Origin of the sequence: Xanthobacter agilis (assembly GCF_021730435.1) — a bacterium.
In the GTDB taxonomy this organism is placed as follows: domain Bacteria; phylum Pseudomonadota; class Alphaproteobacteria; order Rhizobiales; family Xanthobacteraceae; genus Xanthobacter; species Xanthobacter agilis.
Map to the genome: position 1 here is coordinate 19,778 of NZ_JABWGX010000012.1, position 14,749 is coordinate 34,526.

A 14,749-nucleotide genomic window follows, 5' to 3' on the forward strand; every position below is an offset into this window, starting at 1 on the left:
GGCGCCGGCCGAAACCGGGACCGGAGGGATCAGGCGTCGGGTGTGCGGCGCTCGCGCTCGTCCCAACCGCCGATCGGCTCGTCTTCCGGCGTCGGGGATGGGGTCTTGCCGGCGAGGCGCAGGGTGCGCTCCAGCAGCACCTCGTAGATGGGTTTGCCGCCCAGCCCCTCGGCCACCACGTTGGCGGTGACGCAGGTGATGATGACCGGGACCATCAGGTCATAGGCGCCCGTGAGCTCGGCCACCAGCACCATGCCCACCAAGGGCGCGCGGATGGTGGAGGAGAACAGCCCGCCCATGGCCGCCACGCCGAACGCCGCCATCGCCCCGGGAGGCAGCGGCAGGGCCAGATCGAGCAGCATGGCGAACAGCACGCCCACCGAAGTGGCAAGGGCCAGGATGGGGGCGAAGATGCCGCCCGGCACGCCGGTGGAATAGCTCGCCATGGTCATGACGAAGCGGGTGACCACGATCACCGCCATGGTGAGGAGCGGCAAGGGGTGGGTGGCGAGCGACACCGCCAGCGCCTCGCCGCCGGTGGTCGCCTCCGGGCGCAGGAACAGGAGCGGGCCGATGGCCGCGCCCACCACCAGCGGCACCAGGTAGGGCGACGTCTTGAGGCCGATCTTGCGCGACAGCTCGAGCCCGGCCACCACCGCCCAGTTGAACACCACCCCCAGCGCCCCGAGCACCACCCCGAGGCCGGCGAAGGCCGGCATCAGCCAGAACGGCATCTCTTCCGTCGCCAGGCCCATCATGGGGCCGTTGCCGCCGATGATCTCGGTGACGATGGCGCTCATGACCGAGGCGATGATGACCGCGCTATAGGTCCGCAGGCCATAGGGAAACTGCCGGCGCGTCTCCTCGATCACGAACAGGATCGCCGCCAGCGGCGCGTTGAAAGCCGCGGCGAGGCCCGCCGCGCCGCCCGCCGCCAGCAGGCCGCGCCCGTCGCGGATGCCGAGCACGAAGCCGTCGCCCACCGCCTTGGCCAGAGAGGCGCCCATATGGATGGTCGGCCCCTCGCGGCCCAGCACCAGGCCGGACCCCAGGGACAGCACGCCCGCGACGAACTTCACCGGCAGTATCCGCTTCCAGCGCACCTCCCGCTGGCCTTCGAGCGCGCCTTCGATTTCCTGCACGCCCGAACCCGCCGCTTCCGGTGCGAAGGCCCGCACCAACGCCACCGACACCAGCACCATGACCGCCGAAACCGCGGCAAGGACGCCCAGCCGCTCCGGCCCATCGAAATAGGACAGGACCAGCACCGGCCACACCAACGCCATGCTGGACAACATGTGGAACAGCCCGCCGACCGCCCCCGCCAGCGTGCCCACCAGCACGGCAAGGAAGTAATAAGCGGCATCGCTCATGGCGCGCGGCGTTTCGACGACGGGTTCACCCATGACGGCTCATCTGTGATGCTGACGCGCCGCCGAAAGGGGGACGCTCTCTTCCCTTAGAGCATTTTTGCAGGTCATTGGAATACGAAGATGGACCAGGGTACCCGAGCGTCATTCACAGGTGGTGAGGCGCACCGGGTCGAGGTCGGCGGGTTCAAGATCCGTCGGAAGCAGTTCTCTCATGGGCCGGCAGTGCCCCTCCATGCATACCCGCCAATCCGTGGTGGCCCCGGACCGGCGCAGCAGCACCTGTGCCTGTGGCGGCAAGGTCGGATGGGCCACATAGAAGCCGCCCTCCAGCACCGCCCCGTCCGGCGGTTCCATGCCGGCGCCGGAGCCTTCCACGCGGACCGCGTCGAGCACGAGGCCGGCGGGAGTCGCCCGCCAGGTCTCGCGCCACTCGCTTTTCTGCACCGAATGGGTCCAGGCCAGGGTGAAGACGGCGGCAAGCCGCACCAGGTGCGAACCGGCGGCGAGGCAGGCCACCAGCCCCATGGCGCCGGCGCCCCTCAGGCCGCCGCCTGCCGGGCGCGGGTGCGCCAGACGTGCCAGGCGATGAAGGCCGCCGTGGCAGCAAAGCCTGCCTCGTCGGTCCACGGCAGGGAAAGGATCAGCAACGCGGCGGCGGCGAAGGCCGCGATGCGCTCCAGCACGCTGAGCGGCGAGAGCAGATAGCCGGTGGCGGTGCCGGCCCAAAGCAGGATCGCGACCACCGCCTTGACGAACACATAGACCACGGCGGGCCAGAAGCCGATGACCCCCGCCATGGGGTCGCCGTCCTGGAGCATCAGGGCCGGCGAATAGACTGCCATGAACGGCACCACATAGCCGGCGAGGGCGATGCGGGTGGCGATCCAGCCGATGGCCTGCCCCGAGGCGCCGGCGATGGGCGCGGCCGCGAACGCCGCCAGCGCCACCGGCGGCGTCAGGTCCGCCATGATGCCGAAATAGAAGACGAACATATGCGAGACGATAAGCGGCACCCCGAGCGCCAGCAGCGCCGGCCCGGCGATGGAGGCGGTGATGATGTAGTTCGGGATGGTCGGCAGTCCCATGCCCAGGATAAGGCAGGCGATCATGGTCAGGATGAGGGACAGGAACAGCGAGTTCTTGCCCACCTCCACCACGAAGGTGGCGAAGGTGGTGGCCACCCCGGTCAGGGTGAACACGCCGATCATGGTGCCCACCAGGGCGCAGGCGATGCCCACCGGCAGCGCGTTGCGGGCGCCGTCGGCCATGCTTTCGATGGAGATGGCCAGCGTCTCGCGTCCGCCCTTCACGACCAGCAGCACCAGGACCAGCACCCCGACCGCCGCCGCCACGCCGTTGATGCCGTATTCGACGAAGCTCGCGGCGGCAACGCCGAGCACGATCCAGAACAGCACCCGCAAGCCGTAGGGGCCGATGACCCGGGCCACCGGCGTGCCCAACACGATGAGGGCGGTCAGCGCCAGGCCCACCGTGCCGGCGAACAGGGGCGTGTAGCCGGAGAACAGCAGCCACACCAGCACCGCCAGCGGCGCCAGCAGATACCAGCGCTTCTTCAGCGCCTGCCAGGCATTGGGGCACTGCGCCTTGGGCAGGCCGGAGAGGCCGTATTTGCCCGCCTCCAGGTGGACCATGGCGAACACGGTGAAGAAATAGAGGAAGGCCGGGATCACCGCCGCGGTGGCGATGGTGGCGTAGGGCACGTCGATGGTCTCGGCCATGATGAAGGCGACCGCGCCCATCACCGGCGGCATGATCTGCCCGCCCATGGAGGCGGTGGCCTCCACCGCGCCGGCAAACGCCGGGCGATAGCCGAAGTTCTTCATGAGCGGAATGGTGAACTGGCCCGTAGTGACCACGTTCGCCACCCCCGAACCGTTGATGGTGCCCATGAGCGCCGAGGAGAAGACCGCCACCTTGGCCGGCCCGCCGCGCGCATGGCCCACCGTGCCCATGGCCACATCATTGAAGAGCTGGATCATTCCCGCCCGTTCCAGGAACGCGCCGAACAGGATGAACAGGAAGATGTAGGATGACGACACATAGGTGGGCGTGCCGTAGATGCCCTCGGTGCCAAGGAACATCTGGTCCACCACCTGCACATAGTCGAACGGCCGGTGGTCGAGCGGCGGCGGCAGATATTGGCCAAACAGGCCGTAGAGAATGAAGCCGGCGCAGATGATGGGCAGCGACAGGCCCATCAGCCGGCGCGAGCCCTCGAACACCAGCGCCACCGCCACCGTGCCCACCACGATGTCCAGCGTGGAGGGATCTCCGGCGCGGGCGATGAGGTCCGAGTAGAACACCCAGTGATAGAGGCCGACCACGAACGAAAGGATTCCGAGCCCCCAAAGCGCCATCTGGCCGAGGCCGCTCTTGTGGTTTCCGGCAATGGCAAACACCACCAGCAGCAGGAAGCCCACATGCACCGAGCGCACGATCTGGCTCGGCAGCGGGCTCCAGGCGGCGGTGATGATCTGGAAGGTGGAAAAGGCCACGGCGATCCAGAACACCGCCCGCCCCCAGCCCGCGCGCCCCCATGTGAGGTCGAGCAAGGCATCATCCACGACGACCGCCGCGCCGTGATCGGGGTCCTTGAGGTCGTGGCTCACCGGCGGGGTGGTGGCAGGGGTATGGAGCGATTGCGTCATGGCGGATCAGGCTCGCAGCGTCAGGCGCGATGAAATGCGGAAGATGTCGGCACCGGCGCGGAAGAGCGCGCCGGGGTGAGCCGCAGGCACGGTTTCGCGGGCACCGCTTGGCGGGCTTCGCGCAAGCGCGGCATCCGGCGCGGCGAACCGGCGCATCGGGCGCCGGTCCACACCCGCCTTGCCGCCGCGCGCGGCCGGCGCCCCACGTCAGCGGCCGGCGACGGGCTCGGTCCCCGCGCCGGCTGCGAGGCTCAGGGCGTGACGCCCTTTTCCTGGAAGTATTTCGCGGCGCCCGGATGGAACGGCACCGGCGAGCCCTTCATGGCATTTTCCAGCTTGATGCCCTTGGCCGCAGAATGGGCCGCGGCCAGTTCCGGCAGATTGTCGTAGATGGCCTTGGTGATGGCGTAGACCTCGTCATCCTTGAGGTCGGCGCGGGTCACCAGGAAGTTGGGCACCGCCGCGGTGGCGACGTCGGCCGTCTGGCCCTCGTAGGTGCCGGCCGGAATGGTGGTGGAGAGGTAAGGCGCGCCGATCTTGCCGACCACGCTCGCCGGCACCTCGACCACCACGATCGGCACCGAATTGGCCAAGTCCTTGATGGAAGCGACGCCCAGGCCCGCCGACTGCAAGGTGGCATCGAGCTGGCGGTTCTTCATTAGTTCCACGGATTCGGCGAACGGCAGATATTCGATCTTGCCGAGATCTTCATACTTCAGCCCCGCCGCCCCCAGGACGGCGCGGGCGTTGAGCTCGGTGCCGGAGCGCGGAGCACCCACCGAGATCCGCTTGCCCTTCAGATCGGCGATGGTCTTGATGCCGGAATCCTTGGCGGCCACGATCTGGATGTAGTTGGGATAGATGCCGCCGAGCGCCCGCACCTTGGTCAGGGGCGCCTTGAAGCCCGCCTCCTCCTTGCCGGCCGCGCCGTCGGCGAGGCTGTCGGCCAGGGTGAAGGCCACTTCGCCCTTGCCCTGCTGGATGAGGTTGAGATTCTCCACCGATGCCTTGGTGGCCTGCACCGAGGGGCGCGCGCCGGGCACCTTCTCGCCGATCAGCTTGGAGACCGCGACGCCGAGCGGGTAATAGACCCCGGAGGTGCCGCCGGTGAGGACGTTGACGAATTCAGCCTTGGCCGCGACCGGCGCCAGAATAAGCGCGGACGCGAGCGCCGCCGTGAGGACACGGAGCATGAGCGTTCTCCCTTCAGACTCTTGGTCATTTTTTATTAAGAGTGAGGCTAGCGCCTCTTTCCGTAAAGGCCAGCCCCTTTTACCCACCTGAAACTAAAGTCTTATACGCGGTGCCGGGGTGGGGTACTCCTCATCTGCCCCCGGCGGGAGGATCCTATGACGGCAGAAAAGGACATTCTTCTCGCCCTGTTCGAAGCGGCGCTGGCCGCAGCCCTGCCGGACGGCAAGTTCGCGGGTCGGCTGCCGCCGCCGCCCAAGGGGCGTACCCTGGTGCTCGGCGCCGGCAAGGCGGCGGCCCGCATGGCGCGGGCCTTCGAAGAGGCGTGGGCGGGCCCGTGCGCTGGCCTCGTTATCACCCGTTACGGCCACGCCTGCCCCACCCGTTTCGTCGAGGTGGTGGAGGCGGCCCATCCGGTGCCGGACGCGGCCGGGCGCGACGCCACCCGGCGCATCCTGGAGCTGGCGCGCGAAGCGGGGCCGGACGACCTGGTGGTGTGCCTCATCTCGGGCGGCGCCTCGGCGCTGCTGACGGCACCGGCGCAGGGGCTCGACCTGGCCGACAAGCAAGCCCTCAATGCCGCGCTGCTCACCTCGGGCGCGCCCATCTCGATCATGAACAAGGTGCGCAAGGCGGTGTCGGCGGTGAAGGGCGGGCGGCTCGCGGCGGCCATCCATCCGGCGCGGGTGGTGACCTATCTCATCTCGGATGTGCCCGGAGATGACCCCGCCGTCATCGGTTCCGGCCCCACCGTGGCGGATGCGACCGATCCGGATTCCGTGCTGGCCGAACTGGCGCGTTACTTCATCCCCGTGAGCCCCGCGCTCGCCGCGGCCATCCGCGCCAACCGGATGCCCCAGGCGCTGCCCCGGTCCGAGGTCCACGTCATCGCCACCCCGCTCATGGCGCTGGAAACGGCGGCGACGCGGGCACGGGCGATGGGCCTCACCCCGCTGATCCTGGGCGACGCCATCGAGGGCGAAGCGCGGGACGTGGGCATCGCCTTCGCCGGCATCGCCCGCGCGGCGGCGACCCACGGCATGCCGGCCCGCCCGCCATGCGTGCTCCTGTCCGGTGGCGAGACCACCGTCACGGTCAAGGGCGGCGAACAGGGCGGCGGGCGCGGCGGGCGCAACACGGAATTCCTGCTGGCGCTCACTGCGGCGCTCGGCGGCGCCCCCGGTATCTGTGCCCTGGCCTGCGATACCGACGGCATCGACGGAACCGAGGACAATGCGGGCGCGTGGAGCGATTCGCGGACCCTGGAGCGGGCGCGCGCCGCGGGACAGGACGTCGCCGCCGCTTTGGCGCGCCACGACGCCCATGGCGTCTTCGCCGCCCTGGGTCAATTGGTGACGACCGGCCCCACATTGACCAATGTCAATGATTTCAGGGCCATATTGGTACAGGAGAGAAACAGGGGCTTTCGGCCGTGACATGATCACGGCCGAATATGGGCGTTTGCCTGTCATCAGATCGTAACGGGCTTGCGCAAAGCGCATGGCGCGAGCGACACCAGCAATCCCAAGGGTTTGCACCGCATCGGCGGGACCGGGAAGCGGGTTCTTACCAGACGGTTAACGTCAGCACCCTTGACCTTTGCTGCATTGCACCTAAGTTTCGGAGCTGGAGGAACCGGGGGGCTTCAAGACGCCAAGTCTGGAGACCAACATGACCGATCAGGTCACACCGGGGATTATCCGCAAGCTTTGGGCCGGGGAAGCCGAGATCTTCAAGGATCACCTCCTCAGGCTCGATGTGGAGAGCCGGCGTTTCAGATTCGGCTCAGCGGTGTCTGCCGAGTTCATCGAGCGATACGCGGCGCGGGCATTCCGCACCGGCGCGATCGTTCACGGCTATTTCGTTGACGGCACGCTCAGGGCCGCGGCGGAGCTTTATCCCATGGGCGACGTTCTGCCCGGAGAGGCCGAGGCCGCCTTCAGCGTGGAACGGGAGTTCCAAAACCACGGGCTCGGCACCCTGCTGCTGGAGCGCGTCATTCTCGCTGCGCGCAATCGCGGCATCCGCACCCTGTGCCTCAACTGCCTGGCGCAGAACCGGCGAATGCAGCAGATCGCCCGCAAGTTCGACGCCGACCTCAGCTTCGACACCGACGAGGTGATGGCGGAACTGAAGGCGCCCTTCCCCACCGCCTTGTCGCTGGCGCGGGAAGCGGCGGCCGATGCGCAGGGCGTGGCGGGCGCCATGCTTCAGGCTCACCGCCTAGCCACCGGACGGCTGTTCGACATGTTCATGCCGGCCAATGACGAGCGCGCGCTGGAGGCCACCGGCTCCTGAGGCCGGAGCCCCCTCAAGTCGAAGATCATCGGAAGGCGGCGTCCATCGGGCGCCGCCTTTTTCACGCACCGCCCGGCGCAACGGAACCGGGCCACCGCCGTGGCGCGTGCCGCCGCAAGCGTGTTCAAGCCCGCGCGGCACCTGCGCGATGCGGGGGGCGACCGAAGCGCGAACCGGCGAGGTTCAATGCGCGACGGTCTTGGAAAACAGGTTCACCACCACCACCCCGACGACGATGAGGCCTAGGCCGACGATCGCGGGCCAATCCAGGGCCTGCCCGAGATAGATCCACGCGAAGGCGGCCACCAGCACGATGCCCACCGCCGACCAGATGGCATAGACCACCCCCACCGGCAGCTCCCGCACGGTGACCGACAGGCAATAGAAGGCCACCACATAGCCGAAACCCACCACCAGGGAGGGCACGAGCCGGGTGAAGCCATCGGTGGATTTGAGGGCCGACGTGGCGATCACTTCGGCCACGATGGCGACGGCGAGATAAAGATAGCTCATGGCAGTGCGGCTGTTGGTGGCCTAAGGGGCGGCACATGGGGCGGCGTAAGGGGTGGAAAGACGGCGTTGGCGCCCCCCTGCGCCGCAGCAGCCCCCAGCCCGTCCATCTGAAGCTTCAGCGTATTTTTCTTTCCGCGAAAAAGATATCCCCATCCTGAAAAATTCAGGCCGCACCTCCGGAGAGCCGGCGGGCCTCAATGAAAATTGCGGCCCCTGGGCATGGCGGAACCGGGGTCGTCGCCGGGCGCGGAAGGACGGACCGGCGCGGACGGCAGCCCGAGAGTACGGCCCCCGGCGGGGGGCGCCCCCTCGCCCAGGCGCTCCAGGAGGGAACTCCAATCCTCCACCTGCTCGGCCACCACATGGATCACGCTTTGCTCGTTCTGGAGCCGGCCGCGCACCATCACCAGCCGCGCCCCCAGGACCTCCGGCCGGAACGTCTCGAACACCCGCGGCCAGACGATGACATTTGCCCAGGCCGCTTCGTCCTCCACGGTCATGAAGATGACGCCGCTCGCCGTACCCGGCCGCTGGCGCACCAGCACCAGCCCCGCGAGGGTCAGCCGTCGGCCGCTCGGCAGGCGCGGCAGGTCGGCGGCGGGCGTTACCCCCCGCTGCTTGAGCACGTCGCGCAGGAAGGCGAGCGGGTGGGCCTTCAGGGACAGCTTCATGTGGCGATAATCGGCCACCACCTGGGCGCCCGGCGGCAGCACCGGCAAATCCACATCGGGCTCCCGCGCCGCGCCCGACGCGTCCGCCACCGACGGCGCCCGGAACAAGGGCAGGTCGTCCTTGTCGCCGGACCGGCGCAGCCCCTTCACCGCCCAGAGCGCGGCGCGCCGGTCGAACCCCAGGGACCGGAAGACATCCGCGTCGGCAAGCTTTTCCAGGCTCGCGACGGGCAAGCCGGTGCGCAGCCACACGTCGCGCACGGAATCGTAGCCCGTCCCGCGCCGCGACACGAGGCGCTCCATCTCCTCCCGCCGCAGCCCCTCCACCTGGCGGAACCCCAGCCGCAGGGCATGGGTGGAGCGGATGTCCCCGGCCATGTCGCGATGGCGCGGATCGAGGCGGCGCACGGCGGCGGGGGCCCCGTCCCCGGCCTCCGATGGCGCCGCCTCCTGTTCCAGCGTGTGGTCCCAGGATGAGGCGTTCACGTCCACTTCGCGCACCTCCACCCCATGCTCGCGCGCATCGCGCACCAATTGGGCGGGGGCATAAAAGCCCATGGGCCATGCATTCATGAGCCCGGCCGCGAACACATCCGGATAATGGCACTTCAGCCAGGCCGAGCAGGACACGATCAGGGCGAAGCTCTCCGCATGGGAGCGCGGGAAGCCATAGGAGCCGAACCCCTCGATCTGCTTCCACAGGCTCTCGGCAAAGTCGCGCGTGTAGCCGTTTCCCAGCATGCCGGCGATGAGCTTGGCGTGGAAGGTCTGGATCGTGCCCACCCGCTTGAAGGTGGCCATGGCGCGCCGCAGCGCATCCGCCTCCCCCGGCGAGAAGCCGGCGCCGACCATGGCGATCCGCATCGCCTGCTCCTGGAACAAGGGCACGCCCAGGGTGGATTTCAAAACCTCCTCCAAGGCCTTGGAGGGATAGGCCACCGGCTCGATCCCCTGCCGCCGCCGCAGGTAGGGATGCACCATGCCGCCCTGGATGGGACCGGGCCGCACGATCGCCACCTCCACCACCAGATCCTCGAAGCGCTCGGGCCTGAGGCGGGGCAGCATGGTCTGCTGGGCCCGGCTCTCCACCTGGAACACGCCGATGGAATCCGCCCGCTTCAGCATGGCGTAGACCCGCCCATCATCGGACGGCACGTCGCCGATGCGCGTCAGCTCCAGCCCGTAATGCGCCTTGAGCAGGCCGAAGCACCTCTTCAGCGCGGTCAGCATGCCGAGCGCGAGGATGTCCACCTTGAGCAGGCCGATGGTTTCGAGGTCGTCCTTGTTCCATTCGATGATGGGCCGCTCCGCCATGGCGGAGCGGGTGAGCGGCACGATCTCGTCGAGCCGATCATGGGTCACCACCATGCCGCCCACATGCTGGGAGAGATGGCGCGGAAAGCCGATGAGGGCCTTCGTCAACTCCAGCACGCGGGCGAGCCGGGGCTCGTCGGGGTCGAGGCCGAGCCGGCGCGCCTCCTCCCCCTTTACCCCGCCCGAGGACCAGCCCCAGACCGAGCCGGCGAGCGCCCCCACCAGATCCTCCGAGAGGCCCAGCGCCTTGCCCACCTCCCGCACCGCCGAGCGCGAGCGATAGGTGGTGGTGGTGGCGGTGAGCCCGGCATGGGCGGCGCCATAACGGCGATAGATGAAGGCGAGGACCTCGCCGCGCCGCTCGTGCTCGAAATCGATATCGATGTCCGGCGGCTCGCCGCGTTCCTCCGAGATGAAGCGCTCGAACAAAAGCTCGGTCTTCATGGGGTCCACATCGGTGATGCCGAGGCAGAAGCAGACCGCCGAATTGGCCGCCGACCCGCGCCCCTGGCACAGGATGCCGGCGCCGCGCGCGAAGCCGACGATGTCATGCACGGTCAGGAAATACGGCGCGTAGGCCAGCTTTCCGATGAGGTCCAGCTCGTGGTCGAGGGCCTGGATCACCTTGTCCGGCACCCCATTCGGATAATGGCGCCGCGCGCCTGCCCAGGCGAGGGCCTCGAGCGCGGCCTGGGGGCTCGCGAAGCCGTCGCGCGTCTCGCGCGGATAGCTGGGCGTCAGGTGGTCCAGCGAAAAGGCGAGGCCGGAAAAGAAGGCGTGGGTCTCCTCCACCGCATCCGGCAGGGCGCGGTAGAGACGGGCCATTTCCGCCGCCGGCTTCAAATGCCGCTCCGCATTGGCGGCAAGGCGCGTGCCCGCCGCATCGAGACTCACATGGGCGCGGATGGCGGTGAGCACGTCCTGCACGGGACGCCGATCCGCATCGTGGTAGAGCACATCCAGGGTGGCGAGCAGCGGAATGCCCGCCGCCGCGCCCGCCGCCTTCAGCCGGGCGATACGGCGGGCGTCGTCACCCTGGAAGGTGAGCGGCGCGGCGAGCCACAAGTGGCCGGGCGCCGCCTCCTTCAGGCCGGCGAGGAAGGGCAGGAACCCCGCCGGCAGGCGACGCGGCGGCATCACCGCCAGGCTCAGGCCCTCCGCCCAGTCCAGAAGGTCGTCGCGGGTGAGGATGCAATCGCCCTTCTCAGCCCGCATATTGCCGGTGGTGAGCAGGCGGCACAGGCGGCCATAGGCGGCGCGGTCCTGGGGATAGGCCAGGATGTCGGGGGTGCCGTCGGCGAAGGCGAGCCGCGCCCCCACCGCCAGCGGGAAGCCCTGGGCCCGGGCCTTGGCATGGGCCCGCACCACGCCGGCGAGGGTGTTGCGATCGGCGATGCCGATGCCGCGATGGCCTAGCGCCTCCGCCGCCGCCACATATTCCTCCGGATGGGAGCCACCGCGCAGGAACGAGAAATTGGTGGTGACGGCCAGCTCCACGAACGGTGGCGGCGGCTCGGGTCCGCGCGGCGCCGGGCGGGCGGGCCGCCGCGACGACAGGGGCAGAGGCGCTGCGCCTTCCGGGGATGGGGCCGTGGGCATCGGGTCCATGGCGTTCACCCGAACAGGCCGTGGATGAACCAGGCCGGCGCCTCCGCCCCGCTGCCGTAGAGGCCGGCGCGAAACAGCCAGAAGCGATGCCCGGTGCCGGTCTCCACCCGGAAATAGTCACGGGTGGGCAAATCGGCGGCCGTGCGCCACCAGGGGGCGGCGATCCGCTCCGGCCCCTCCGCCCGCACCACGGTATGGATCACCCGACGCCAGCGGAAGCGGATGGGCGGGCCATCGGGAACCTCGGCCACCGCCTCCACCGGCTCGGGAGGCTCCAGAAGGCGCAACGGCCGGGCCGGACCGGCGAGATCGGGCGCATCGCCGGCAAGCGGAAGAGACGTGCTCCATCCGGCCTCTCCCCCCTCCCCTCGCGCGGAAACATCCCCCGTGGCGGCGTCCCCCGTGGCGGCAGGCCCACGCCGCCCGGACGAAAGGCGATACACCGTCCGGTTCTCCGACCCGGCGTCGTGTGCCGTCCCGCCCCCGGCGGCCGCCCCCCTCCCCCGCGGGCCGGAAAGGGCCTCGTCCGGGGTGGACGCCGGCGCCGGCTGCTCCCGGCGCGCCCACGGCCCCGCCGCGACCAATTCCGCCGCCACGACACGCCCCGCCGAAGCGGGAGGAGAGGGACGGGACGCGAGGGACACCGGCGGGAATGCGGAAGCGGGATCCGACCATTCCCCGGACGATCCGGGCGGGCTCCCCATCCCCGCCCGCAGTTCCGAGGCCCGCAGTTCCGAGGCCTGCGTCTCCAGCGCCTGCCCGGCCGCGGCCCAGCCGCAGCCCCCCTGGGCCGGCACATGGAGACTGGCCTCTTCCGGCAGGTGGTGGTCCGCCAGCGCGAGACGCTGCACCCGCTCCGAGCCGAAACGAACGGTGAGCCGATCCACCAGGGCGTCGAGGGCGCGCGCCCCGTCGTCGCCCACGCCAAGCCCCTCCTGGACGAGGGCGAACGGCGCCGCCTCGCGCACCGCAAGGCGCACCAGCTCGAAGCCGAAGCCCGGATCAAGGCTCGACACGGTCGCCACCTTCTCCGCGAACAGGCGGCGCACCACCTGGGGGTCCCGCAGCGGCCGGCTGGTGCCGATGGCGAGGCGCGTCACCCGGCCATCCACCCGGAACAGGGCCAGATCGAGCCGGCGGGCGCCCATGCCCTGCCGCTCCAGCGCGCCGGCGAGGGTTTCCGCGAGATGGGCGATAAGGCCCAGCACATCCTCCACCCGCTCCACCGGCTCGGGCAGTGCGCGCTCGGCGCAGAAGACCGGCGGGGGAAAGCGATAGTCCACCGCCGTGGGCGCGTGGCCCAGGGCCGCGTCGAGCCGCCGCAGCAGCCCCGTGCCAAAGCGGGCGGCGAGCGGCGCGCGCGGCTTGCCGTAGAGGTCCCCCACCCGCCGGAAGCCGAGCCGCGCCAGCGCCTCCACCGCCGGCCCGTCGAGCCGCAGGGCGTCAAGCGGCAGGGGTGCGAGGAGCGCGGCCAGATCCTCTTCCGCCGGCACCACCGCCCCGCCCCGGCCGGCGGCGAAGCGGGCGAGGGCGAAGGCCGCGCCGCTGGTGGCGGCCAGCGCCGCCCGTCCCGAAAAGCCCCCGGCCGCCACCCGGCGCAGGAGATCACGCACCAGCCCCGCTTCGCCGCCGAACAGATGGGCGCAGCCGGTGACATCGAGCACCAGACCATCCAGACCGTCGAGGGAGACGAGGGGCGTATAGCGCTCGCAGGCGTCGGCGATCTGCGCCAGCATCCGCGCCACCGCCTCCGGCGCCGCCTCGCTCACCTCCAACGCGGGATGGCGCGCCCGCGCATCAGCCATGCCGAGGCCCGGAGCAAGGCCGAGCGCCAGCGCGGCCGCGTTGACGGCGGCGAGCCGCAAGGCCCCCTTTTCCATCGCCACCACCGCATGAGGGCGCGCGCGCGCCTCAGGCGACATCCGCCGGGCGACGAGATCCGTGGCGAGAAAGGGCAGAACGAGACTGAGATAGCGCCGGTCCGGCGCGGTCGTGTTCATGCGTGTTGTCCTCCCCGTCCGGCGCCGGCTGGAACAGGCCGTCGCGGAACAGCAGCGGCCACGCGCCGACGGGACCCAAACGGTTGCGCGTGAGGCGAGCGGTGAAACGCGGCGCGCCGAGGCCGCCGAACCCGTCCAGCGCCGGGCTCGGCAGCGTCGAGATCCGCCAGCGGGTGAGCGCGGCTGAGGGCGAAGGGTCCGCCTTGTGGCGCAGCATCAGGCCCAGCCGGTCGGAGCCGCGAACGGCAAGGGCAAGACGCCGCGTGGCGGTCAGCACCTCGGGCACCGGCGACAGGAACTCCCCCAGGACCACCGACAGGCCGGCGCATTTCAACCCCTCCTCCATCACGAACAGCACATCCTGCGGCTTGCGCACCCGCACCAGCAGCAGCGCCTCCGGCGGCAGGCCGAGCGCCGCCAGCCCCGGCCCGTGGAGGCGACCCGCCTCCCATTCCGCCATGTCCTGCCGCACCAGCAGCACCGGCCGCCGCAGCCGTATCGCAGCCCGTGCGGCAAGGCCCAAAGCGAAGGCGCTGAGCGCGCCCTCATCCCCCGGCGCGCCCGCCGCCTCATGCAGCGCCCCGCACCGGAGGCCACCACCGAGGGCCGCATCCACATCCGGCGCGCCGAGCGGGAGAGGCTGCGGCGTGCGCGCCCCGCGGTCCCAGTTGCGCCGCCCGGCGGCGCCAGCGAAGGCGGCATTCGGGGACTGTCCGGCCCCGCCCGGCGCCAAGGCCCGTGCCATCGCCTCGACCGTTCCCCCTACCGCGACGGCCCCGGCGATGGGGGAAAAGGGGCCGCCCCCTCCTGCGGGCGTGCCCGTGCCTCGCCCACCCGCTGCCGCGCGGGATCGGAGGGGCGGGGTGGACCCGTCCCCCGCGAGCGCCCCGGAGAACGGAGCCGGGCCGGCATCAGCGGGCGGCGCGGCCTCGAAGACAGGTGGCGCGCCGCCGTTCTCGATGGTGGCAATGATGTCGCGCAGCCGTGTGAGATCGGACGCGGTGCGGGGTGCATGCGGAGAGGACATGACGGTTCATCCGCTTTTGTTCCCTGTTTGTTCCAGATAGATTCCGGAACCGAGGGGATGAGTCAAGGCCCTCCACCGGAAGGGC

The 14,749-nt window shown here is 70.3% G+C and carries 10 protein-coding genes; 2 read left to right on the plus strand and 8 right to left on the minus strand.

What is annotated here, in order from left to right:
* Window positions 1-29 precede the first annotated feature (29 nt).
* The 4 genes from clcA to HUW53_RS10355 all read right to left on the minus strand — a co-directional run bounded on the left by clcA (window position 30) and on the right by HUW53_RS10355 (window position 5,235).
* Window positions 30-1,406: a H(+)/Cl(-) exchange transporter ClcA gene (gene clcA / locus HUW53_RS10340; protein ID WP_237345680.1), complete on the minus strand. Its 1,377-nt coding sequence runs from the start codon at window positions 1,404-1,406 to the stop codon at window positions 30-32.
* A 108-nt stretch (window positions 1,407-1,514) separates the two neighbouring features.
* Complete coding sequence (locus HUW53_RS10345; RefSeq protein WP_237345681.1) at window positions 1,515-1,898, minus strand: DUF1850 domain-containing protein; 384 nt, start codon at window positions 1,896-1,898, stop codon at window positions 1,515-1,517.
* A gap of 14 nt (window positions 1,899-1,912) precedes the next feature.
* Window positions 1,913-4,042 (minus strand): TRAP transporter permease, encoded by a 2,130-nt coding sequence (locus tag HUW53_RS10350; RefSeq protein WP_237345682.1) that lies wholly within the window; start codon window positions 4,040-4,042, stop codon window positions 1,913-1,915.
* Window positions 4,043-4,293: 251 nt separating this feature from the next.
* A complete protein-coding gene (locus tag HUW53_RS10355) occupies window positions 4,294-5,235 on the minus strand; it encodes a TAXI family TRAP transporter solute-binding subunit (protein ID WP_237345683.1) in 942 nt (313 codons plus the stop codon).
* Between the two features lie 156 nt (window positions 5,236-5,391).
* Here HUW53_RS10355 and HUW53_RS10360 point away from each other — a divergent pair, with 156 nt between their 5' ends.
* Window positions 5,392-6,669 carry a glycerate kinase type-2 family protein gene (locus HUW53_RS10360; protein ID WP_237345684.1) on the plus strand — a complete coding sequence of 426 codons (1,278 nt, stop codon included), beginning with the start codon at window positions 5,392-5,394 and terminating at the stop codon, window positions 6,667-6,669.
* Between the two features lie 235 nt (window positions 6,670-6,904).
* Complete coding sequence (locus tag HUW53_RS10365) at window positions 6,905-7,531, plus strand: GNAT family N-acetyltransferase (RefSeq protein WP_237345685.1); 627 nt, start codon at window positions 6,905-6,907, stop codon at window positions 7,529-7,531.
* 183 nt (window positions 7,532-7,714) lie between these two features.
* On the opposite strand, the gene HUW53_RS10370 is transcribed toward HUW53_RS10365, so the two are convergent.
* The 4 genes from HUW53_RS10370 to HUW53_RS10385 all read right to left on the minus strand — a co-directional run bounded on the left by HUW53_RS10370 (window position 7,715) and on the right by HUW53_RS10385 (window position 14,664).
* Window positions 7,715-8,044 carry a DMT family transporter gene (locus HUW53_RS10370; protein WP_237345686.1) on the minus strand — a complete coding sequence of 110 codons (330 nt, stop codon included), beginning with the start codon at window positions 8,042-8,044 and terminating at the stop codon, window positions 7,715-7,717.
* Window positions 8,045-8,238: 194 nt separating this feature from the next.
* Window positions 8,239-11,637, minus strand: a complete 3,399-nt coding sequence (locus HUW53_RS10375; protein ID WP_237345687.1) for an error-prone DNA polymerase — start codon at window positions 11,635-11,637, stop codon at window positions 8,239-8,241.
* A gap of 5 nt (window positions 11,638-11,642) precedes the next feature.
* Window positions 11,643-13,637, minus strand: coding sequence for a Y-family DNA polymerase (locus HUW53_RS10380; RefSeq protein ID WP_237345688.1), 1,995 nt, complete (start codon window positions 13,635-13,637; stop codon window positions 11,643-11,645).
* Window positions 13,549-14,664: an ImuA family protein gene (locus HUW53_RS10385; RefSeq protein ID WP_237345689.1), complete on the minus strand. Its 1,116-nt coding sequence runs from the start codon at window positions 14,662-14,664 to the stop codon at window positions 13,549-13,551. The genes HUW53_RS10380 and HUW53_RS10385 overlap by 89 nt, the downstream gene beginning before the upstream one ends.
* Window positions 14,665-14,749: the final 85 nt, after the last annotated feature.

Excerpts from the sequence above, each read along its gene's own strand:
- clcA (WP_237345680.1), bottom strand. The coding sequence starts at position 1,406 with ATGGGTGAACCCGTCGTCGAAACGCCGCGCGCCATGAGCGATGCCGCT.
- HUW53_RS10345 (WP_237345681.1), bottom strand. The coding sequence starts at position 1,898 with ATGGGGCTGGTGGCCTGCCTCGCCGCCGGTTCGCACCTGGTGCGGCTT.
- HUW53_RS10350 (WP_237345682.1), bottom strand. The coding sequence starts at position 4,042 with ATGACGCAATCGCTCCATACCCCTGCCACCACCCCGCCGGTGAGCCAC.
- HUW53_RS10355 (WP_237345683.1), bottom strand. The coding sequence starts at position 5,235 with ATGCTCCGTGTCCTCACGGCGGCGCTCGCGTCCGCGCTTATTCTGGCG.
- HUW53_RS10360 (WP_237345684.1), top strand. The coding sequence starts at position 5,392 with ATGACGGCAGAAAAGGACATTCTTCTCGCCCTGTTCGAAGCGGCGCTG.
- HUW53_RS10365 (WP_237345685.1), top strand. The coding sequence starts at position 6,905 with ATGACCGATCAGGTCACACCGGGGATTATCCGCAAGCTTTGGGCCGGG.
- HUW53_RS10370 (WP_237345686.1), bottom strand. The coding sequence starts at position 8,044 with ATGAGCTATCTTTATCTCGCCGTCGCCATCGTGGCCGAAGTGATCGCC.
- HUW53_RS10375 (WP_237345687.1), bottom strand. The coding sequence starts at position 11,637 with ATGGACCCGATGCCCACGGCCCCATCCCCGGAAGGCGCAGCGCCTCTG.
- HUW53_RS10380 (WP_237345688.1), bottom strand. The coding sequence starts at position 13,637 with ATGAACACGACCGCGCCGGACCGGCGCTATCTCAGTCTCGTTCTGCCC.
- HUW53_RS10385 (WP_237345689.1), bottom strand. The coding sequence starts at position 14,664 with ATGTCCTCTCCGCATGCACCCCGCACCGCGTCCGATCTCACACGGCTG.